Source organism: Neisseria chenwenguii, assembly GCF_002216145.1.
Classification (GTDB): Bacteria; Pseudomonadota; Gammaproteobacteria; order Burkholderiales; family Neisseriaceae; genus Neisseria; species Neisseria chenwenguii.
In genome coordinates this window covers 1,808,720-1,826,974 of sequence record NZ_CP022278.1, presented here as the reverse complement: position 1 = coordinate 1,826,974, position 18,255 = coordinate 1,808,720, and the positions used below count along the sequence as shown (strand labels likewise).

The 18,255-nt window shown below is 53.8% G+C and carries 21 protein-coding genes; 11 read left to right on the top strand and 10 right to left on the bottom strand.

From position 1 onward, the window contains the following. Positions 1-223 precede the first annotated feature (223 nt). Positions 224-1,543, top strand: a complete 1,320-nt coding sequence (locus BG910_RS08945) for a DUF445 domain-containing protein (protein ID WP_089036540.1) — start codon at positions 224-226, stop codon at positions 1,541-1,543. A gap of 119 nt (positions 1,544-1,662) precedes the next feature. Here BG910_RS08945 and BG910_RS08940 read toward each other — a convergent pair whose 3' ends face one another. Continuing rightward, positions 1,663-2,859, bottom strand: a complete 1,197-nt coding sequence (locus BG910_RS08940) for an acetate kinase (protein WP_089037215.1) — start codon at positions 2,857-2,859, stop codon at positions 1,663-1,665. A gap of 248 nt (positions 2,860-3,107) precedes the next feature. Here BG910_RS08940 and BG910_RS08935 point away from each other — a divergent pair, with 248 nt between their 5' ends. From BG910_RS08935 to BG910_RS08925, 3 genes are read left to right on the top strand one after another with little or no spacing between them, the layout of a single operon-like run. After that, positions 3,108-3,407, top strand: coding sequence for an HLGFF motif protein (locus BG910_RS08935; protein ID WP_089037214.1), 300 nt, complete (start codon positions 3,108-3,110; stop codon positions 3,405-3,407). Next, positions 3,407-3,598 carry a cbb3-type cytochrome oxidase assembly protein CcoS gene (gene ccoS / locus BG910_RS08930; protein WP_089036539.1) on the top strand — a complete coding sequence of 64 codons (192 nt, stop codon included), beginning with the start codon at positions 3,407-3,409 and terminating at the stop codon, positions 3,596-3,598. Before BG910_RS08935 ends, ccoS begins: the two co-directional genes overlap by 1 nt. Then, the gene (locus BG910_RS08925; RefSeq protein ID WP_089036538.1) at positions 3,595-4,914 is read left to right on the top strand and encodes an MFS transporter; all 1,320 of its coding nucleotides are present in this window, start codon (positions 3,595-3,597) and stop codon (positions 4,912-4,914) included. Before ccoS ends, BG910_RS08925 begins: the two co-directional genes overlap by 4 nt. Positions 4,915-5,323: 409 nt before the next feature. Here BG910_RS08925 and trxA read toward each other — a convergent pair whose 3' ends face one another. After that, positions 5,324-5,656 (bottom strand): thioredoxin TrxA, encoded by a 333-nt coding sequence (gene trxA, locus BG910_RS08920; protein WP_089036537.1) that lies wholly within the window; start codon positions 5,654-5,656, stop codon positions 5,324-5,326. Positions 5,657-5,717: 61 nt separating this feature from the next. Beyond that, entirely contained in the window at positions 5,718-7,259 is a 1,542-nt protein-coding gene (locus tag BG910_RS08915; RefSeq protein WP_089036536.1) for an ABC transporter ATP-binding protein, read from the bottom strand. 83 nt (positions 7,260-7,342) lie between these two features. On the opposite strand from BG910_RS08915, the gene BG910_RS13240 reads away from it, so the two are divergent. Then, entirely contained in the window at positions 7,343-7,690 is a 348-nt protein-coding gene (locus tag BG910_RS13240; protein ID WP_232462187.1) for a hypothetical protein, read from the top strand. 108 nt (positions 7,691-7,798) lie between these two features. On the opposite strand, the gene BG910_RS08905 is transcribed toward BG910_RS13240, so the two are convergent. The 3 genes from BG910_RS08905 to BG910_RS08895 form a co-directional block, all read right to left on the bottom strand. Next, the gene (locus BG910_RS08905) at positions 7,799-8,821 is read right to left on the bottom strand and encodes an ABC transporter permease (protein ID WP_089036535.1); all 1,023 of its coding nucleotides are present in this window, start codon (positions 8,819-8,821) and stop codon (positions 7,799-7,801) included. A 189-nt stretch (positions 8,822-9,010) separates the two neighbouring features. Beyond that, positions 9,011-10,051, bottom strand: a complete 1,041-nt coding sequence (locus BG910_RS08900) for an ABC transporter permease subunit (RefSeq protein WP_089036534.1) — start codon at positions 10,049-10,051, stop codon at positions 9,011-9,013. Between the two features lie 117 nt (positions 10,052-10,168). Beyond that, the gene (locus BG910_RS08895; protein ID WP_089036533.1) at positions 10,169-10,444 is read right to left on the bottom strand and encodes a hypothetical protein; all 276 of its coding nucleotides are present in this window, start codon (positions 10,442-10,444) and stop codon (positions 10,169-10,171) included. Positions 10,445-10,742: 298 nt separating this feature from the next. Here BG910_RS08895 and BG910_RS08890 point away from each other — a divergent pair, with 298 nt between their 5' ends. From BG910_RS08890 to BG910_RS08880, 3 genes are all read left to right on the top strand, one after another. After that, a complete protein-coding gene (locus tag BG910_RS08890) occupies positions 10,743-11,429 on the top strand; it encodes a S24 family peptidase (RefSeq protein WP_089036532.1) in 687 nt (228 codons plus the stop codon). A gap of 95 nt (positions 11,430-11,524) precedes the next feature. Beyond that, positions 11,525-11,863, top strand: a complete 339-nt coding sequence (gene erpA / locus BG910_RS08885; RefSeq protein ID WP_089036531.1) for an iron-sulfur cluster insertion protein ErpA — start codon at positions 11,525-11,527, stop codon at positions 11,861-11,863. A gap of 326 nt (positions 11,864-12,189) precedes the next feature. Further along, positions 12,190-12,873: a hypothetical protein gene (locus tag BG910_RS08880; RefSeq protein WP_089036530.1), complete on the top strand. Its 684-nt coding sequence runs from the start codon at positions 12,190-12,192 to the stop codon at positions 12,871-12,873. 234 nt (positions 12,874-13,107) lie between these two features. Here BG910_RS08880 and BG910_RS08875 read toward each other — a convergent pair whose 3' ends face one another. Both BG910_RS08875 and BG910_RS08870 read right to left on the bottom strand, forming a co-directional pair. Next, positions 13,108-14,037 (bottom strand): CobW family GTP-binding protein, encoded by a 930-nt coding sequence (locus BG910_RS08875; protein ID WP_089036529.1) that lies wholly within the window; start codon positions 14,035-14,037, stop codon positions 13,108-13,110. Beyond that, positions 14,025-14,495, bottom strand: a complete 471-nt coding sequence (locus BG910_RS08870; RefSeq protein WP_089037213.1) for a Fur family transcriptional regulator — start codon at positions 14,493-14,495, stop codon at positions 14,025-14,027. The genes BG910_RS08875 and BG910_RS08870 overlap by 13 nt, the downstream gene beginning before the upstream one ends. 144 nt (positions 14,496-14,639) lie before the next feature. Here BG910_RS08870 and BG910_RS08865 point away from each other — a divergent pair, with 144 nt between their 5' ends. Both BG910_RS08865 and BG910_RS08860 read left to right on the top strand, forming a co-directional pair. Further along, a complete protein-coding gene (locus BG910_RS08865) occupies positions 14,640-14,891 on the top strand; it encodes a type II toxin-antitoxin system Phd/YefM family antitoxin (protein WP_089036528.1) in 252 nt (83 codons plus the stop codon). Positions 14,892-14,906: 15 nt separating this feature from the next. Continuing rightward, the gene (locus BG910_RS08860) at positions 14,907-15,155 is read left to right on the top strand and encodes a Txe/YoeB family addiction module toxin (RefSeq protein WP_232462185.1); all 249 of its coding nucleotides are present in this window, start codon (positions 14,907-14,909) and stop codon (positions 15,153-15,155) included. Positions 15,156-15,202: 47 nt separating this feature from the next. Here BG910_RS08860 and BG910_RS08855 read toward each other — a convergent pair whose 3' ends face one another. After that, entirely contained in the window at positions 15,203-16,033 is an 831-nt protein-coding gene (locus BG910_RS08855; protein ID WP_089036527.1) for an SDR family oxidoreductase, read from the bottom strand. A 120-nt stretch (positions 16,034-16,153) separates the two neighbouring features. On the opposite strand from BG910_RS08855, the gene BG910_RS08850 reads away from it, so the two are divergent. Continuing rightward, entirely contained in the window at positions 16,154-16,600 is a 447-nt protein-coding gene (locus tag BG910_RS08850; protein WP_089036526.1) for a c-type cytochrome, read from the top strand. A gap of 85 nt (positions 16,601-16,685) precedes the next feature. On the opposite strand, the gene BG910_RS08845 is transcribed toward BG910_RS08850, so the two are convergent. After that, positions 16,686-17,966, bottom strand: coding sequence for a malic enzyme-like NAD(P)-binding protein (locus BG910_RS08845; protein WP_089036525.1), 1,281 nt, complete (start codon positions 17,964-17,966; stop codon positions 16,686-16,688). Positions 17,967-18,255: the final 289 nt, after the last annotated feature.

The window sequence follows — 18,255 nt, the reverse complement described above, 5'->3', positions numbered from 1 at the left end:
TCAAAACCCGCGCTTCAAAACCCGCGCTATAGTGAAATAAAATAAAAAATCTGCTTCGTTGGCTGCGGCCGGGCTCAAAGAGAACGATTCGCTAAGGCGCTGAAGCGCCAAGTTCATCTGTCCCGCACTACCCGTACTGTCTGCGCCTTCCCGCCTTGTATCTTTCTTATTTTATTTCACTATATAATTTTACCGTCCGCATTATCCCAATCCGAGGAACATCATGCACACGCTTTCTGCCGAAGTCCGCCTTGCCCAAGCGCGGGCGCGGCTGCAAAAGAGCCGCCGTTGGGCGACGGGGCTGCTGCTTCTGGCCTGTACCCTGTTTGTGGCGGCCACGCTTTATGCCGGCCGCTACCCTGCCCTCGCCTACCTGAAAGCCTTTTCCGAAGCGGCGATGGTGGGTGCGCTGGCCGACTGGTTTGCCGTGACCGCGCTGTTCAGACGGCCTTTGGGGCTGCCCATTCCGCACACGGCGATTCTGCCGCGCAATCAAGAGCGGATTGCCGACGAGCTGGGGTGGTTTATCGAAAACAATTTCATTCAGGACAAGCCGATTGCCGTGCGGATTTATCAGGCCGAACCGAGCAGCAAATTCCTCAACTGGCTGGGCTGCGACGCAGCGCGCACGCAATGGCTGCCGTGGCTGGCCAAGCAGATTCCGACGGTTTTGCAGACGGCCAAACCCGAACAGACCGCGCGTTTTGCCGCGATGTTGCTGTCGCAGCAGTACAGCGGCGAAAAAATCGGCCAAACACTTTCAGACGGCCTCAAGCTTCTGAAAGCGCAGGGGTTGCACCATACACTCTTCGACGGCCTGCTGCGCCGGCTCCGCCGCTGGCTGCAAAACCCCGACACGCGCGAACTGCTGGAACAGAACCTGCGCGAATGGGCGGCAAAAATCGAAAGCGACGCGCCCTCGACGTGGGAAAAATTCAAAAGCGCGCTCAAAACATCGCTGGTTGAGCGCGTCGATGACTGGGCAGCCGCCAAAGCGCTGGATTGGGCGGACGGCTATCTCGCCACCGCTACCGCCGATGCCGACAACGCCCTGCGCCGCCAGTTTGACGCGCAATACGACCTGCTCGCCGAACGCCTGCAAAACTCGTCTCAGTGGCACCGCCGCTTGGACGCCGCCAAAGCGCAGCTCGCCGAATCCCCCGCCCTGCGGCAGAAGCTGGCGGATTTTTGGACGGGCGTGCAAAGCTGGGCGGCGGCGGACGTGGAAAAATCCGATTCGCTCTGCGCCGCGCAACTGGAAAAACTGTTCGACCACATACTCGCGCAGGCGCGGGAATATCCGCAGTTTATGCGCCGTGCCGACGTGCGCCTGTCGCTTTTGGTACGCGATTTCGTGTTGCGCTACAAAGAAAAAGCTGCACATTTCGTGGCCGAAAAAGTAAAAAGCTGGGACAGCGCGCTGATGGTGGAAAAGCTGGAACTCAGTCTGGGCAAGGATTTGCAGTATATCCGCATCAACGGCACGCTGGTCGGCGGGCTGGTCGGACTGGTGATTTACACCGTATCGCAATGGCTGGCGTGAGCGCGGCGGGAATGGGAAAGGCCGTCTGACAATTTTTCAGACGGCCTTTCCCATTCCCGCAAAAAAGCCCTGTTCCAAAAAACAGGGCTTTTCCAATGCTTTAAAATATAACTGGCAGATTACAGGCCGCTCAGGCGGGCGGTATCGTGGGCAATCATCAACTCTTCGTTGGTCGGAATCACGACGGCGACGGCTTTGCTGTCGGCGGTGGTGATCACGCCGGCATTGCCGAAGCGGGCGGCCAGGTTGGCTTCGTGGTCTTCGGTCAGACCGAGGCAACCCAGATAGCCCAAGACTTTGCTGCGGATCAGTTCGGAGTTTTCTCCGATACCGCCGGTAAACACCAGCGCGTCGAGGCCGCCGGCGGCAACGGCCATGCTGCCGATGTATTTGGCAAGGCGGTACACGAATACGTCCAGCGCGAGTTGCGCCCCTTCGTGGCCTTTGGCGGCTTCTTCTTCAATGGTGCGGCAGTCGTTAGAAAGGCCGGAAAGACCGAGCAGGCCGGATTTTTTGTTCAGCATGTCGGTGATTTGGGCGATGGTCATGTTGGCGTTTTCAGCGAGGAAGGAGAATACGCTCGGGTCGATGTCGCCGCTGCGTGTGCCCATTACCAAGCCTTCCAGCGGGGTCAGACCCATGCTGGTATCGCGGCATTTGCCGTCGGCGACGGCGGCGATGGAAGCGCCGTTGCCCAAGTGGCAGATGACCATGCGCAGATCTTTTTTGTCTTTACCGAGGAAACGCGCGGTTTCATCGGCAACGAAACGGTAGCTGGTGCCGTGTGCACCGTAGCGGCGCAGGCCGTATTTGTGGTACAGCTCTTGCGGAACGGCGTAGGTGTAGGCGTGTTTCGGCATGGTTTGGTGGAACGCGGTGTCGAATACGACGACGTTCGGCAGATCTTTGAAAATGCTTTGTGCGGCGCGCAGACCGAGCAGGTGGGCCGGGTTGTGCAGCGGGGCGAGCGGGATACATTTTTCGATGCCGGCCATGACTTCGTCGTCCACCAAGATGGATTCGCTGTACAATTCGCCGCCGCTGACGATGCGGTGGCCGATGGCGCCGATTTTGCTGTCGAGGCCGTGGGCTTTCATTTCTTCCATCAGGGCTTCGACTGCGCCGGTGTGGTTGGGCTGGCTGCTCAAATCAACTTTGTGTTTTTCGCCGTTGAATTTAAAAGTAATAAACGCATCGGGCAGGTTGAGTTTTTCGGCCAGACAGCTCAGCAATACGTCGCCGCTGTCGTTGTCCAAAACGGCGCCTTTGAGCGAGGAGCTGCCGCAGTTTAATACTAAAATCAGTTTTTGAGTCATGGTGGGAATTCCTAAAGTTTTCAGACGGCCTTTACGGTCTGATTCGGGTTGATGAAAATAACTGTGCCATTCTACCAAAAATAAGATGTTAATGGCTGCTTTAATCTTTGATTTGCAGCATAAGAATGCTTTGCAGCGGCGCGGCAAACTGGTACATTAGGGCGTTTCCAACCTGCCGTCTGAAAAAGCGTAAAGCCGTGCGAAACGGCTTGGGATTGCAGTTTTCAGACGGCCTCAAATGTTCCGCCATGCACTACTTCAGCATCCACACCCAATCCGGCAGCCATCTCGGTTTTCTGATTATGCTGCCCGACGACGAATCCGAAACGCCGCCCGAGAGCGGGCGTTTTGTGGTCAAACTGCAAAACGGCGCCGCCTTTCCCGCGCTGGAAAATCTGCAAAACCCCGACGCGCCGCTGGTTTGGCGCATTAATAAAGAGCGCATCGAATTGTTTGACGGCGAAAGCAACGTCGCCACGCTGCGCAACGAATACCTGACCATTGGCGGGCAGACGCTGCTTCTGACCGATCTGACCGGGGCGATGTAATGGAAAGTATGTTTATCCTTGTGCCCATCAGCATTATTCTGGCCTTTATCATCGGCTGGTTTTTCTGGTGGTCGGGCAAAAACGGGCAGTTTGACGATTTGGAAGGGCCGGCGCACCGCATTCTGATGGACGACGACTCAACCGACAAACTTCTCGATAAAAATCAAAACGATAAAGACAAACCGCAATGAGCGTGAAAAAAGACAACCTCAATTTCGCCACCAGCCGCCGTTTCGCCCCGCTTTTCGGCACGCAGTTTTTCGGCGCGTTTAACGACAATGTGTTTAAAACCGCGCTGTTTGTGATGATCAGCTTTTACGGCTTGGGGCAGAACACGGTTTTGCCCGCCAGCCAGATGCTCAATTTGGGCGCGCTGCTGTTTATCCTGCCCTATTTCCTCTTTTCCGCACTCTCGGGGCAGTTGAGCAACAAATTCGACAAAGCCAAACTCGCCCGCGCCGTCAAAATCCTCGAAATCGCCGTGATGTCGCTGGCCGCGTTCGGTTTTTATATCCAATCCGCACCGCTTTTACTGTTCTGCCTCTTCTGCATGGGCGCGCAATCGACGCTGTTCGGCCCGCTGAAATACGCCGTTTTGCCCGACTACCTCAACGACAAAGAGCTGATTATGGGCAACAGCCTGATCGAATCGGGCACCTTCCTCGCCATCCTCTTCGGCCAGATTTTGGGCACAGCCGTAGCCGGCACGCCGCCGCACATCATCGGCATGCTGGTTGTTTCGGTTGCCGTATTGGGAACGGCAACCAGCTTTTTCATGCCGTCCGTTCCCGCCAAAGCGGCCTACACCGAAATCGAATACAACATCGCCAAAGGCACATCCGCCCTCCTGCGCGAAACCGCCGCCGACAAGCCCGTGTTTACCGCCATCATCGGCATTTCGTGGTTTTGGTTCATCAGCTCGGTTTACACCACCCAACTGCCGACGTTTACCCAAATCCACCTCGGCGGCAACGACGCCGTTTTCAACCTCATGCTCGCGCTGTTTTCCATCGGCATCGCCGCTGGCTCGGTATTGTGCGCCAAACTCAGCCACGAACGGCTGGTCTTGAGCCTCGTGACCGTCGGCACCGCCGGCCTCACCGCCTGCGGCCTTGCGCTGGTCTGGCTGACCCACGGCCAGCGTTTCGCCGAACTCAACGGTGTTTTATGGTTTCTCGCCCAAGCCAACGCCTACCCCGTGATGCTGGTGATGGTGCTCATCGGCTTTTTCGGCGGCTTTTTCTCCGTACCGCTCTACACCTGGCTTCAGACGGCCAGCAGCGAAACCTTCCGCGCCCACGCCGTCGCCGCCAACAACATCGTCAACGGCGTCTTCATGGTCTCCGCCGCCATTCTGAGCGCCCTCTTGCTGATGCTGTTCGACAGCATTACCCTGCTCTACCTGATCGTCGCCCTCGGCAACCTGCCGCTGATGTGGTATCTAGTGAAGCGCGAACCGCAGTTTCTGCACGGCTTGGCGGGGATGGTTGGGAAAAGGAACGGATAGGATTGAATTGAAGGCCGTCTGAAACGGTTAATCTCTCAACTGACGTCATTCCCGCGCAGGCGGGAATACACACTCGGCTTTCTGAAACTTATTTAAAACAAGATATTGCCTGTCTGTAACCGTGGATTCCCGCCTGCGCGGGAATGACGTCCGTGAAAGTGTCAGACGGCCGTTTTGATTCCGTAAAAGTCTCAGCAGCCGTGGGCCGGGATTGGTTGGTGAGCCTGTCGAACCGTCAGCCCGGTGAAGGTTCTGAAACGTCTGTTCAAACTGCCGGGCTAAAAGCCAAGCCTACGCCCCCCCCCGACTCCGCCGCCCGACAGCCACGGAAGCCTTTGCAAAAACCACAAATGCCATTTTAAAGGCCGTCTGAAAATTTTCAGACGGCCTTTCTTTAAAATCCTACCGCTTACGCAATCGAAGCGTTCACAAACGCGGTCAGCTGGCCTTTGGCCAATGCGCCGACTTTGGTGGCGACGTTTTCGCCGTTTTTAAACACCATCAGCGTCGGAATGCCGCGCACGCCGAATTGGGCGGGGGTTTGTTCGTTTTCGTCGATGTTGATTTTGACGACTTTCAGTTTGCCTTCAAACTCGGCGGCGATGTCGTCCAAAATCGGGGCGATCATTTTGCAGGGGCCGCACCACGGGGCCCAGAAGTCGAGTAATACGGGGACGTCGGATTTCAAAACGTCCGCTTCAAAAGCGGCATCGCTGGTGTGCACAATCAATTCGCTGCTCATTTCAAGTTCCTTAAAAAATAGGTTGTAACAGGATTCAGAATAGGGCTTGCGGGGGGAAATTTCAAGGGGCGGCGTATTGCAATAGCTTTTTTGTATAGTCTGCTTTGGGATTGGCAAACACTTCTTCCAAGCCGCCCGATTCGACCACCGCACCGTCTTTCAACACCATCACGCGGTGCGACAGCGCGCGGATGACGGCCAAATCGTGGCTGATGATGATGAGGCTCAAGCCGTATGACTGTTGCAAATCCGCAAGCAGCGCCAGAATCTGCTGCTGCCATTGCACATCCAGCGCGCTGGTCGGCTCGTCGAGCACGAGGATTTTCGGTTTCACAATCACTGCGCGCGCAATTGCCAGCCGCTGCCGCTGGCCGCCTGAAAACGCGTGCGGATAGCGGGCGAGCGAATCTTCGGGCAGGCCGACCCGCTGCAACACTTCCACTGCGCGCACGCGCATTTCCTCGCGGCTCAAGTGCGACTCGTGTACCAAAAGCCCTTCAGAAACGATGTCGAACACGGTCATGCGCGGATTGAATGCACCGAACGGGTCTTGAAACACCATCTGAATGTCGCGCCGCGCTTCGGGCGACCAGTCGCACCCGTTGATTTTCAGACGGCCTTCAGACGGCATCAGCCGCAGCAAAGCCTTAGCCAGCGTAGTTTTCCCGCTTCCGCTCTCGCCGATGACGCCCAGCGTTTCGCCCGCTTTCAAATCAAAATCCGTAGGCGCCAGCAGTGTTTTTTCGCGTTTGCGGAACCAGCCCGCGTTTTCGCTTACCGCCACACTGATGCCTTCCGCCGCCAACACCGTCGGCGGTTTTTCCGCCGGCGGACGCACATTCCGCACCGCACCCGCGTTCAAAAGCATTTTTGTGTAGTTGTGTTGCGGGTTGGCGAACACCGCCGCCGTTTCGCCCTGCTCGACCACCCTGCCCTGCTGCATCACGACCACATCGTCGGCAAAACGCCGCACCAGTTTCAAATCGTGGGTGATGTAAAGCAGCGTCATCTGCCGCTCGCGCTGAAGCCGCGCGAGCAAATCCAAAATCTGCGCCTGCACCGCCGCATCCAGCGCCGTCGTCGGCTCGTCGGCAATCAAAAGGCGTGGTTCAGCTGCCACCGCCATCGCAATCATCGCCCGCTGCCGCTGTCCGCCTGAAAGTTGAAACGGATACGCTCGCGCCTTTTCCTCGGGCGCGGCAATGCCCGTTTCCGCCAACAATTCCACCGCCCGCGCCCACGCGGCTTTTTTCGGCAGCCCCAAATGCAGCGACAAAACTTCCGCAATCTGCACCCCCACGCGCATCACGGGGTTCAGCGCCGTCATCGGCTCCTGAAACACCATGCCGATTTCGTACCCGCGCAATTTCCGCAAACCGCGTTCCGAAAGTTCGAGCAAATCCGTGCCGTCAAATTTCAGACGACCTGTAAACGACACCTGCGGATTCAGGCGCATAATGCCCTGCGCCAAAACCGTTTTCCCGCTGCCGCTCTCACCCACCAGCGCAGTCTTGCGCCCCAAGCGGATATTGAGGGAAATATCGTGCAGCACTTTTTTGGTCGGGAACGCGGCGGAAAGGTTTTGGATTTCGAGTAGGTTCATAGGGGCTTTCGGGGGTAGTACTTCCGGTGGCTGAGCGTAGTCGAAGCCGCGTTTGGGACATTTTCAGACAGCATAGAATTCCGGTGACTGGGAATCAAACGGGCTTCGGCTGCGCCCTGCCGTCTGAAAAATCAAGCCGGCTTAAGCTGTTTTCTGTCCGCAGCCAATTCGTGCAGTCTGTTGAAATCGCCTGCGATCAGGGCTTCCTTTTTCTTTCTGCTCCAGCCCCGAATCTGTTTCTCGCGTTCATACGCATCATCAATCCGCGCGAACATTTCGACAAATACCAGCCTGACGGGCTTGTGTTTGCGCGTGTGGTTGGTGCCCAGTCCGTTTTGATGCTGCCAAAAACGGAATTCGATATTTTTCGTGCTGTCTGTGTAATAGCTTCCATCCTCGCAAAATTAGGATGTAAACGTAACCTTGCATGATTTCCCCTTTTTGTAATGTGAAATATTTATGTTCTGACAACTTACGGTGGCTGAAAAAGCCAACAGGCTTCGACTGCGCTCAGCCACCGGAAATGTTTTCAGACGGCCTCAGTTCCGCACCCTTACATCAAACGCCTGCCTTGCCCCTTCGCCTATCATCACGAGCAGCAGCAGCATCAGCGTCAGCACGCCGACGGCGGAAAGGCCGATCCACCATGCGTCGAGGTTTTCTTTGCCCTGTGCCAAGAGTTCACCCAAGCTGGCTTGTGAGGCGGGAACGCCGAGGCCGAGGAAGTCGAGGCTGGTTAGGGCCAAGACAGCGCCGGAAATGCGGAAGGGTAAAAAGGTCAAGACGGGGGTGAGGCTGTTGGGCAGGATGTGCCGCCACATGATGCGGCCGTCTGAAACGCCCATGCTTTTGGCAGCGGCAACGTAATCGGCCTGGCGGTTTTTCAGGAACTCGGCGCGGACATAATCCGACAGCGACATCCAGCCGAACAGCGACAGCAATACCAGCAAAGCCAGCAGACCGGGATTGAAAAACGATGACAGAATAATCAGTAGGTAAAGTTCGGGCAGGCCACCCCAGATTTCGAGGAAACGCTGCATAATCAAGTCAACCCGTCCGCCGAAATAGCCTTGCACGGCGCCGGCGCTGACGCCGATGACGGTGGTTACGAAGGTCAGCGCGAGGGCAAACAGCAGGGAATCGCGAAAGCCGTATACCAGCCGCGCGAGGATGTCGCGGCCGCGGTCGTCTGTGCCGAGTATGTGGTTTTCAGACGGCATGGCGGGGTCGGGCCGGGTGTCGAATTCGTTGATGGTATTGGCGGCATAGGGGTTGGGCGGGTAAACAGCGGTGTTGCCCTTGGAGGTGATGTTGCGGCGGATCAGCGGGTCGTGGTAATCGGCGGGCGTGTCGAAATCGCCGCCGAACACGGTTTCGTGATGGTTTTGCACAATCGGGAAATAGTTTGCGCCCTGATAGCGCACCCACAGCGGTTTGTCGTTGCTCCACAACGGGGCAAGCAGGGCGAGGGCGAACAGAACCAGCAGGATGCGCAGCGACCACAATCCGCGCTTGTGCTGCTTGAAGGCTTGCCAGGTGGGATTTTGGAAGAATTTTGTCATTGTTTGTTTAGCGGCTGTCTGAAAATTATTGCGGAATCAGTTTTTGTAGGCTGGACTTCAGCCCAGCGAATCTCTAAAACATTTTGCTAAAACTGCTGGGCTTAGGCCCAGCTTACGTCCGAAGTCCAGCCTACGCTCGGAACCAAACCTACGCTCGAAACCCAGATGGATCTGTATTTTTCAGACAGTCTATTTCCCACCAAAATGAATCCGCGGGTCAACCCAAGAATACGAAATGTCCGACAGCAGTTTCGCCAGCAGCCCCATCAGGGTAAACACATACAGCGTGCCCATAACCACCGGATAATCGCGTTTCATCACCGCCTCATACGAAAGCAGCCCCAAGCCGTCGAGGGAAAACAGGGTTTCGATTAAAAGGCTGCCGGTAAAAAACGCGCCGATAAAGGCGGCGGGAAAGCCGGTAATCAGCGGAATCATGGCGTTGCGGAAAACATGTTTGGTCAGAATCTGCCGTTCGGGAAAACCTTTGGCGCGGGCGGTGTAAACGTATTGGCGGCGGATTTCTTCGAGGAATACGTTTTTCGTCAACACCGTCATTACCGCCAGATTGCCCGCCACCGAAGCCGTTACCGGCAAGGCCATGTGCCAGAGGTAATCCTTGATTTTTCCCGCCCACGAAAGCTGTCCAAAATCGTCGCCCGTCAGCCCGCCCTGCGGAAACCACGCGAAAAAGCTGCCGCCGCCGAACAACACCAGCAACACCAGCCCCAATACAAACGGCGGAACCGTATAACCCGCCAAAACCGCCATGCCGCTGACTACGTCGAAGCGGCTGCCGTCTTTCACGGCTTTGGCGATGCCCAGCGGAATACAGATGAAATAGGTCAGAAAAAACGTCCACAGCCCCAAGCTCATCGACACGGGCAGTTTTTCTTTAACCAGCTCGAACACGGTCTGATGGTGGAAAAAACTCGTGCCCAAATCAAAGCAGGCAAAACGCGCCACCATGTCGGCGAAACGTTCCAGCGGCGGTTTGTCGAAACCGTAAAGCACGTTCAACGCCGCCATATCCTCCGCGCTGATCCGGCCATTTTTCAGCATCCCGCTTTTCGCCGCCGTCTCGCCGCTCAAACCGCTCTGCGTGAGCTGCTGCACCATCTGCTCCACCGGCCCGCCGGGTACAAATTGGATGATGGCAAAAGTAACCGCCAAAATCCCCAAAAGCGTGGGAATCAGCAACAGCAGGCGGTGGAAGATATAGCGCCACATAAAATCAGATTTCCTTATCCGTATCCCAACCCAAGCCGTCTGAAAGGAAGGCGTTTTAAAAACTGCATCTGCATAATTTACAACACAGTCCCATTATTAACCGCCGTTATACCATACTCACTCCAAAACGACACCCTCAGTAAGCTCAGTTGAATTCAGGCTTCCATATTGCTGCTCCCAGTCGTGCGAAGACTCAACCATGTCACATTGCAGCCCCATTCTGCGCTGACGGGTATCCATGCTCCGCAAATCGGAACGGGACAACTGCTCACACTCCTGTGCCGAAAACCGCATATCTGCCGACTGAGCCTCAGAATAGCTGACAGGGAATGCAACCGAACCCAATGCCAGTGCAGCAACTGCCAAACAAGTATTTTTACGCAAACCGTTCATTTCTCGTTCCTTTCAGAAAAATCTTACTTTCACGTTATATCCACTCAAACTCTTTTTCCGGCAAACCTCCTCATAATAAATATAAATTATTGGTTTAACAGTATATTTTTAAAACATACGCCAATCCAAGAATTGACTTTTGAATCATCATACTAAGCAAAACTCAAAAAATCAAATACTTTTTCTTAGTTGAACTAATTTTTTTCTTACATTTTTCGCAAATATGATGTAGAATTCTGCATAATACTCAAAGTAGAAATATGAAAAATCATACTATCTCTTAAAATAAGGATTTGCTGTGGACACTTTCAAAGACAGACTGATTTACTTATGGAAAGGTGAAGCCAGACAGGCCAAAATTGCTGCTGACATTGATATGACTATTGCCGGCTTTAGTCGGATTTGGAACGACGGAGGTTTACCAAAATCAGAAACATTAAAAAAAATCAAACAATTAAAAGGATGCAGCATTGACTGGCTGCTAACAGGAGAAGGAGAACCCTTTCCGAGTGCCTCATCTTCTGTACACTCCGTTTGCGATACACTTGGCAATCCGGTTGATATTGACGACTTCGTCTTCGTTCCCCGTTACGATATTCAGGCCGCAGCCGGGCACGGACGGTTGGTCGCCGATGAAAAACCCGTTTTTGCAATGGCATTCCGCCGTTATTGGATTGAAAACTACGTTACCCGCGATACTAAAAATCTCTCAGTTATCTCCGTTAAAGGCGATTCGATGGAAGGCGTTCTGAATGACGGCGACTCGATTCTCGTCAATCATGGAGAAACCACGCCCCGCGACGGCCTGTATGTTTTACGCATCAATGAAAACCTGCTTGTTAAGCGTTTACAGCTGATGCCCGGCGGAATCGTAAACGTCATTTCGGCCAACGAAGCCTATCCGACCTTTGAAATTGATTTGAGAAACCTGACGGACGACGTGGCTGTAATCGGCCGTGTGGAATGGTTTGGCCGAAATATTTGATGCTTTCTATTGAATTTCCCGGATTCAACCAAATTTGCCTTGAGTGATACTTTGCGCGAGAATACGCATAACATTCATATTAAAGGAAACACATCATGTCAGACGATAGCCCTATTCTCTTCACCGACAGCTGCTGCACCAAAGTAGCCGATTTGATTGCCGAAGAAAACAATCCCGAGCTCAAACTGCGCGTTTTTGTAAACGGCGGTGGTTGTTCGGGTTTCCAATACGGTTTTACCTTTGACGAAATCAAAAACGACGATGATTTTGAAATCAATAAAAACGGCCTGACCTTCCTCGTTGATCCAATGAGCTACCAATACTTGGTCGGTGCAGAAATTGATTACACCGAAAGTCTGCAAGGTTCGCAATTTGTCATTCGCAACCCCAATGCAGAAACCACCTGCGGTTGCGGATCATCATTCTCTGTTTGAGGAGTTGTAAAACAGCGTAGGCCGTCGCCAGATTCAGACGGCCTATCTTTTATTCGCTTTGAAATTATCTCCACCTATCTTATAATAATAATACGAAATTATCACAATAGGCCGTCGACAGCCCGGATATTCTAACGTCATTTAAATATAATAAAACGGGTGTTTATCGTATAAAATGTCCTTTCATCCGTTTTCAGAGACAAACCGACTTAATCGCATTCAATATTCCATACGGCACAACATGTCGTCCACAACCGTTTGCATGTTAATTTCCAAACGGCTCTAATGACGATTAAGTATTCATACGATTCATTCATGGGAACAAAATGAAACAACCTGAAAAATTTTATGATGTATACGTCTCCTATCCACCCGGCGTTGATCGTGAGCGGGTCAATGCCTGCATCTACGATAATCTGCCTGAAAATGAAGCGACGGATTTAGTCAATTCGCTGGTAGAGCGCGCGCAAGTCATCATCGCCGAAAACTGTACGTTAGACGAACGTGAAAACGCCCATCAATATTTCAGTTATCTGGGATTGGACGTTATCATCCGCCATTCGATGGCACTGACCGAAGAAGAAAAACCGGATGACAAAGAAGCGCTGAGTGCCGCATCCAACAATCTGCACCAATGCCCCGTCTGCAACACCATTATCGAAAATCTTGACGATACTGAGTGTAAAGTCTGCCACTTCCATTTTGCCGGAACAAACGCACAAACGATCAACCGCAAGCGTATCGAATGGCAGGAAAAACTGGCGTTCGAACACAAACGCCAAGCCGAAATCGAGCACATGCTGCGACTAGAAAAAGAGCAGGAAGAAAAACGTCTGCGCAAACAAATTCGCGCAGAATTGGAAGAAAAACTGCAGGAAGAGCTGGGACACAACCCCAATATGCTGGCCATAAAAACCGCCAAACGGCAAAAGCTCATTATCGGAACATTGGTGGCTTTCGGAATGATTGCTTTAATCGCCATCGGCTATCTTGCAGCAAAATTCCTTTGAGGATCATCCCAAAAGGCCGTCTGAACATTCAGACGGCCTTTTCTTAATCGGGGGCACAGATCATTCATTGCGCAATTCGTAAAAATTGCCGTGATCTTGCAGCTCAAAAACACAGGCGGGATACAGACGGTTGCCGATGAGGTTGGTTTTATCGGTTTACAACACTGTCTGGCGGCAAAGTCCTTTGCCCTGTTCGATTAAGGCTTTGGCACGCGCCGCCGGTTTTCAGACGGCCTATTTCTCCAACGCCTCGTTCAAGCATTTTTCAATCAGATCCGCGTCAAACGATTTGGCGATGAGTTCAAAACGCGAATCGCGCCGCCATGAGACTTGGTTGGCGCCCCATTGGCCGTCCACCCAGTTGAGCCAGACCCATGTTCCCAATACTTGAAACACACCTTTGGCGCGCACCAAGCCTTCAGTCATTTTCGGCAGATCATTGAAAAATTTGGTTAATTTTTCACCGTCGAAATCACGGCCGGCGGGGAAGGTGAAACCTTCGGACTGAAAACCCATGGTGTTGTCCGGCAGGGCTTTGAGGCGGTAGCGGGATTTTTCGATAACGGGAATGTCGAGCCAGCGGATGTCGAGCTGCGCATTTTGCACTTCGACCACTTTGGCCTTCGGTGGAAAGAGTTTCGCCGCTTTGTCGTAGAATTCGTCCATCTGCTCAGGCGTGCACAAGTCGGTTTTGCTCGCCACCAAAACGTCGCAAACGCCGATTTGGTCTTTATACAGTGCCTGTTGGGCGTAATCAGGGCTGATAAACTGGCGCGGATCGACAACGGTAAACACGGTGGCGATTTCGAGCAGTTGGTCGAGCGGTTTGGCTTTGAGTTCGTCAATCACGCTGGCGGCGTGCGCCAAGCCGCTGGCTTCGATCATCAGGCGGTCGGGCTCGGCGTCGCGCAGCATTTTCTGCACGGTCTGCCCCATCTGCGCGCCGGCGGTGCAGCAGAGGCAGCCGCCGGCGATTTCGGCCACGGGAATGCCGTTGTCACTCAAAACAGCGCCGTCGATACCGATTTCGCCGAATTCGTTGACGACAATCACCCATTTTTCATTCGGGTCTTTCTGCGCCATCAGGCTTTTGAGCGCGGTGGTTTTGCCTGTTCCCAAAAAGCCGGCAACCAGGTGGACTTTGGTTTTCTTTACGGATGACATTTTTTACAAATTCCTGTTAAAACAACGTGTTCTTCTTTCAAAGTAAAGCCGCTGTCGGCAACGCCGGCGCGCAGCGCCGCCCATTCTCTGCTTAAAGTCTGTTCGTCAACTGCGCCGCATTCGGTGCAGACCAGAATAAACGCACTGTGGTGCGCTTCTGCTTCTTCGTCGTAGCAGTGGTCGCCGCATTCGTGCTGCGCGTGGCTGCACAAAACATAGCCGTTGACCGCAGCCACTTTGTGCAAAACGCCCTGCTCCGCCCAAAAATCAAGCGCGCGGTAGGCGGTAGGCGGGGCGACGGCACCGCTGCTCTGCTGCTGCATCAGCGATAAAACAGTATAGGCTTTGATGACGCCCGTTTGCTGCAAAATGATGTCTAAAACCTGCTCGCGCAGCGCAGTCACCTGCACCCCGTCGCGCGCGGCCTGCTCGAGGATTTTCTGTTTGAATGCGTTCATAACGGTTTTTTCAGACGGCATGGAAGATGAAGTACATTATAACGGGTAATGCAGATGCGGTCAGGCCGTCTGAAAAATACGGATCGTTTGACAATTTTGCGTTTAATTTGTACGTTATCAGGTACAAAATACTAGGAAAAAACCATGTTTGCCGTCCACGCTTCCGATTTCCGCAAAAATCTTGCCGCCATGCTCGACCGCGTGGCCGATAATGCCGAACCCGTGCTGATTACCCGCTCGGGCGGCGCGGCGGCAGTCTTACTCGACATCAACGAATACAATGCCTTAACCAAAACCGCCTACCTGCTCTCCAACCCCGTCAATGCTGCGCGTTTGGCCAAAGGTATTGCCGAAGTGGAAGTCGGCAATACCGCTGTCCGTGAGCTTGACAAATGATGCTGCACTTCACCGATGATGCGTGGGCAGACTATCTTTACTGGCAACCGGCAGCAAACCGACAAAGCCGTACTCAAACGGATCAATCTGCTGATTAAAGATATACAGCACAACCCGTTTGAAGGATTAGGCAAACCCGGGCCGCTGCGCCACAGCCTGTCGGGCTATTACAGCCGCCGCATCAACCACGAACACCGCATTGTTTACAAAGCCGACAACAGCGGGATTTATCTGATTGCGCTGCGCTTTCACTACACGGAATAAACCAAAGGCCGTCTGAATTTTCAGACGGCCTTTTCATGATTCAAATCCTATTTAAACCAGCTTTTAATCTTTTGAAACAGCGACATACTTTGTTTCTCAAAATCCGCCGTTTCCACCGGCGCAGGCGGCAGGGCTTCTTTGTGAACCGCCAGCGCGCTGAAGCTCTGCGCCACAGGCATGATTTCGATGCGGTTGACGTTCATATGCGCGGGGCGGCGGTACAGCCACAGCGCGGTTTCGGCCACGTCTTCGGGGCGGATGTATTCGACGTTTTCATACAGTTTCGCCGCGCGTTCGTCGTCGCCTTTGAAGCGCACGTTGGAAAATTCGGTTCCGCCGCACAAGCCCGGCTCGATATTGCTCACGCGCACGCCCGTTCCCACCAAATCGGCGCGCAGGTTGAGCGAAAACTGTTTCACAAAGGCTTTGGTCGCGCCGTAAACATTGCCGCCGGGATAGGGATAAGTGCCCGCAATCGAGCCCAAATTGATGATGTAGCCCTGTTTTCGCCCGACCATCTGAGGCAACACCTGACGGATCAGGAAAGTCAGGCCGATGATGTTGGTTTGGATCATGGTTTCCCAGTCGCCGAAATCCGCTTTGTCGGCGCTTTCCAAGCCCAGCGCCAAGCCTGCGTTGTTGATCAGGCAGTCGATTTCGGCGAAGTTTTCCGGCAGGCTTTCCAGCGCGTTTTTGATGGATTCGTTTTTGGAAACGTCCATTTCCAGCGGATAAAACCGTTCGCCGAACTCCGCCGCCAAAGCGTCCAGCTTCTCCTTGCGCCGGGCCGCGCCAATCACGCTGTAACCCGCATTAATAAACATTCGGCACATCGCCTCGCCAAATCCCGCCGATGCACCCGTAATCAAAACCGCCATAACGCGTTCCTTTCGTTTTCCATATAAATTCAGTATAATGATTTTTTCAGACGGCCGTCTGAAGACGCCGCAATCCCAACAGCAGCGGAACAATCATACCACTACAAGGACACACAAACCATGAAAACCTCCATCTTCCTCACGCTGGCCGCATTGGCGCTGACCGCCTGTAGCGGCGGCACGACTAAAGCTAAAGGCCCGATTTCCGAAGAACGATCCGCCGCGTTTAAATCCATGATGCCCGAGTTTTCCGAAATGGGCAAAATGGTCAAAGGCGAAACGGCCTACGAAGTGGAAAAATTCAAAAAAGCCGCGGCGGTGTTTGCCGAATCGAGCAAAGAGCCGTTCAAACATTTCCAGTCCGACCCGCAGGGCAACGGCGAAGCGCTGCCCGCCATCTGGCAGGATCAAGCCAAGTTTAAGGCGGAAGAAGACAAGTTCCGCCAAGCGGTCGAAAAACTCAATACCGCCGCGCAAGGCGGCAATCTGGAAGAAATAAAAGCGGCCTACGGCGAAGCCGGCGCAAGCTGCAAATCCTGCCACAAGTCTTACAGAATGCCGGATTAAGGTTTGATTTTTTTGGTTTTGATTCAGTAAAACAAAAGGCCGTCTGAAATTCAGACGGCCTTTGTTGTTTAACCAACTCAAAAAATCACAACTTCATTGCAGCCAGTTTCGCCGCGTATGCGTCCAAATCCGCAATCGGGCGGGGGGCGACGCCGCTTTCCATCGCGGCTTTGGCGGTGGCGGCGGCTACGCGCGGCAGCAGGCGCGGATCGAAGGCGGTCGGGATGAGGTAATCCGCGCCGAATGAGAATTTCTCGCCGTAAGCGGCAATGACTTCTTCCGGCACTTCTTCCATCGCCAAATCAGCCAGCGCGTACACGCAGGCGAGCTTCATTTCTTCGTTGATGGTGGTCGCACCGCAGTCGAGCGCGCCGCGGAAGATAAACGGGAAGCACAATACGTTGTTGACTTGATTGGGGAAATCCGAACGACCGGTACCGATAACCACGTCGCTGCGGGTTGCTTTTGCCAGCGGCGGCAGGATTTCGGGATTGGGGTTGGCCATGGCAAACACGATGGGTTTGGCGTTCATGGTGTTCAGCATTTCAGGCGTGAGCAGGTCGGCGCCGGACAGGCCTAGGAAGATGTCTTTGCCGCTGACGGCGTCGGCGAGATTGCGCTGGCCGTTGTCGTCGATGGCGAAAAACTGTTTGGACTCGTCCATGCGGTCTTTGTCTGCACGGGTTTTGTAAATCACGCCTTTGGAATCGCAAACGGTCACGTTTTCACGTTTCAGGCCGACGGCTAAAAGCTGGTTGAGACAGGCAATCGCGGCGGCGCCGGCGCCCGAGCAGACCAGCGTGGCTTCTTCGATTTTTCGGCCGGTAAAGCGCACCGCGTTTAAAACGGCGGCGGCGGTGATGATGGCAGTACCGTGCTGGTCGTCGTGGAACACGGGAATGTTGCAGCGTTTGCGCAGTTCGCGCTCGATGTAGAAACATTCGGGCGCTTTGATGTCTTCGAGGTTTATGCCGCCGAAAGTCGGCTCGAGCGCGGCGATGATGTCAACCAGTTTCTGCGGGTCTTTTTCGTTGATTTCGATGTCGAAAACGTCCACGCCGGCGAATTTTTTAAACAAAACGCCCTTGCCTTCCATCACGGGTTTGCCCGCCAATGCGCCGATGTCGCCCAAGCCCAAAACGGCGGTGCCATTGGAAATCACGGCAACCAGATTGCCTTTGGCGGTGTATTTGTAGGCATCCTGCGGGTTGGCATGGATTTCCATACACGGCGCGGCAACGCCCGGGGAATAGGCCAGCGCGAGGTCTTTTGAAGTGGTCAATGATTTGGTCGGGGTCACGGAAATTTTGCCCGGCACTGGGAATTCGTGGAAATCGAGGGCGGCTTGTTTCAATGAGTTTTCCATTGTGGATCCTATTGCATTGCAAAAATGACGCAGAGCGTAAAAGGCCGTCTGAAAACGGTCGGGATAGGCGGTTTGCCGGTTTCGGCAGCCAAACCGCTGCCGATGTTTAAAAACAAACAAAACGCTGAAATACACACACCAAGCGTTTGCCGGCGTGTTGTAAGCGGCTGTAATTCTAACACGCAAGCCGTTGGCGCGCATACTGTTAATTTCCATGCCGGACACAACAAAAAGGCCGTCTGATACTTCGACTGCGCTCAGTAACCGAATTTCAGACGGCCTCTGCCTT

Bases quoted from the DNA above. Each gene is read 5' to 3' on its own strand.
- erpA (WP_089036531.1), top strand. From the start codon at position 11,525: ATGTCAGACGATAGCCCTATTCTCTTCACCGACAGCTGCTGCACCAAA.
- BG910_RS08895 (WP_089036533.1), bottom strand. From the start codon at position 10,444: ATGAACGGTTTGCGTAAAAATACTTGTTTGGCAGTTGCTGCACTGGCA.
- BG910_RS08855 (WP_089036527.1), bottom strand. From the start codon at position 16,033: ATGGCGGTTTTGATTACGGGTGCATCGGCGGGATTTGGCGAGGCGATG.
- BG910_RS08925 (WP_089036538.1), top strand. From the start codon at position 3,595: ATGAGCGTGAAAAAAGACAACCTCAATTTCGCCACCAGCCGCCGTTTC.
- BG910_RS08905 (WP_089036535.1), bottom strand. From the start codon at position 8,821: ATGACAAAATTCTTCCAAAATCCCACCTGGCAAGCCTTCAAGCAGCAC.
- BG910_RS08870 (WP_089037213.1), bottom strand. From the start codon at position 14,495: ATGAACGCATTCAAACAGAAAATCCTCGAGCAGGCCGCGCGCGACGGG.
- BG910_RS08865 (WP_089036528.1), top strand. From the start codon at position 14,640: ATGTTTGCCGTCCACGCTTCCGATTTCCGCAAAAATCTTGCCGCCATG.
- BG910_RS08915 (WP_089036536.1), bottom strand. From the start codon at position 7,259: ATGAACCTACTCGAAATCCAAAACCTTTCCGCCGCGTTCCCGACCAAA.
- BG910_RS08940 (WP_089037215.1), bottom strand. From the start codon at position 2,859: ATGACTCAAAAACTGATTTTAGTATTAAACTGCGGCAGCTCCTCGCTC.
- BG910_RS08945 (WP_089036540.1), top strand. From the start codon at position 224: ATGCACACGCTTTCTGCCGAAGTCCGCCTTGCCCAAGCGCGGGCGCGG.
- ccoS (WP_089036539.1), top strand. From the start codon at position 3,407: ATGGAAAGTATGTTTATCCTTGTGCCCATCAGCATTATTCTGGCCTTT.
- BG910_RS08850 (WP_089036526.1), top strand. From the start codon at position 16,154: ATGAAAACCTCCATCTTCCTCACGCTGGCCGCATTGGCGCTGACCGCC.
- BG910_RS08875 (WP_089036529.1), bottom strand. From the start codon at position 14,037: ATGTCATCCGTAAAGAAAACCAAAGTCCACCTGGTTGCCGGCTTTTTG.
- trxA (WP_089036537.1), bottom strand. From the start codon at position 5,656: ATGAGCAGCGAATTGATTGTGCACACCAGCGATGCCGCTTTTGAAGCG.
- BG910_RS08935 (WP_089037214.1), top strand. From the start codon at position 3,108: ATGCACTACTTCAGCATCCACACCCAATCCGGCAGCCATCTCGGTTTT.
- BG910_RS08860 (WP_232462185.1), top strand. From the start codon at position 14,907: ATGATGCGTGGGCAGACTATCTTTACTGGCAACCGGCAGCAAACCGAC.
- BG910_RS08880 (WP_089036530.1), top strand. From the start codon at position 12,190: ATGAAACAACCTGAAAAATTTTATGATGTATACGTCTCCTATCCACCC.
- BG910_RS08900 (WP_089036534.1), bottom strand. From the start codon at position 10,051: ATGTGGCGCTATATCTTCCACCGCCTGCTGTTGCTGATTCCCACGCTT.
- BG910_RS08845 (WP_089036525.1), bottom strand. From the start codon at position 17,966: ATGGAAAACTCATTGAAACAAGCCGCCCTCGATTTCCACGAATTCCCA.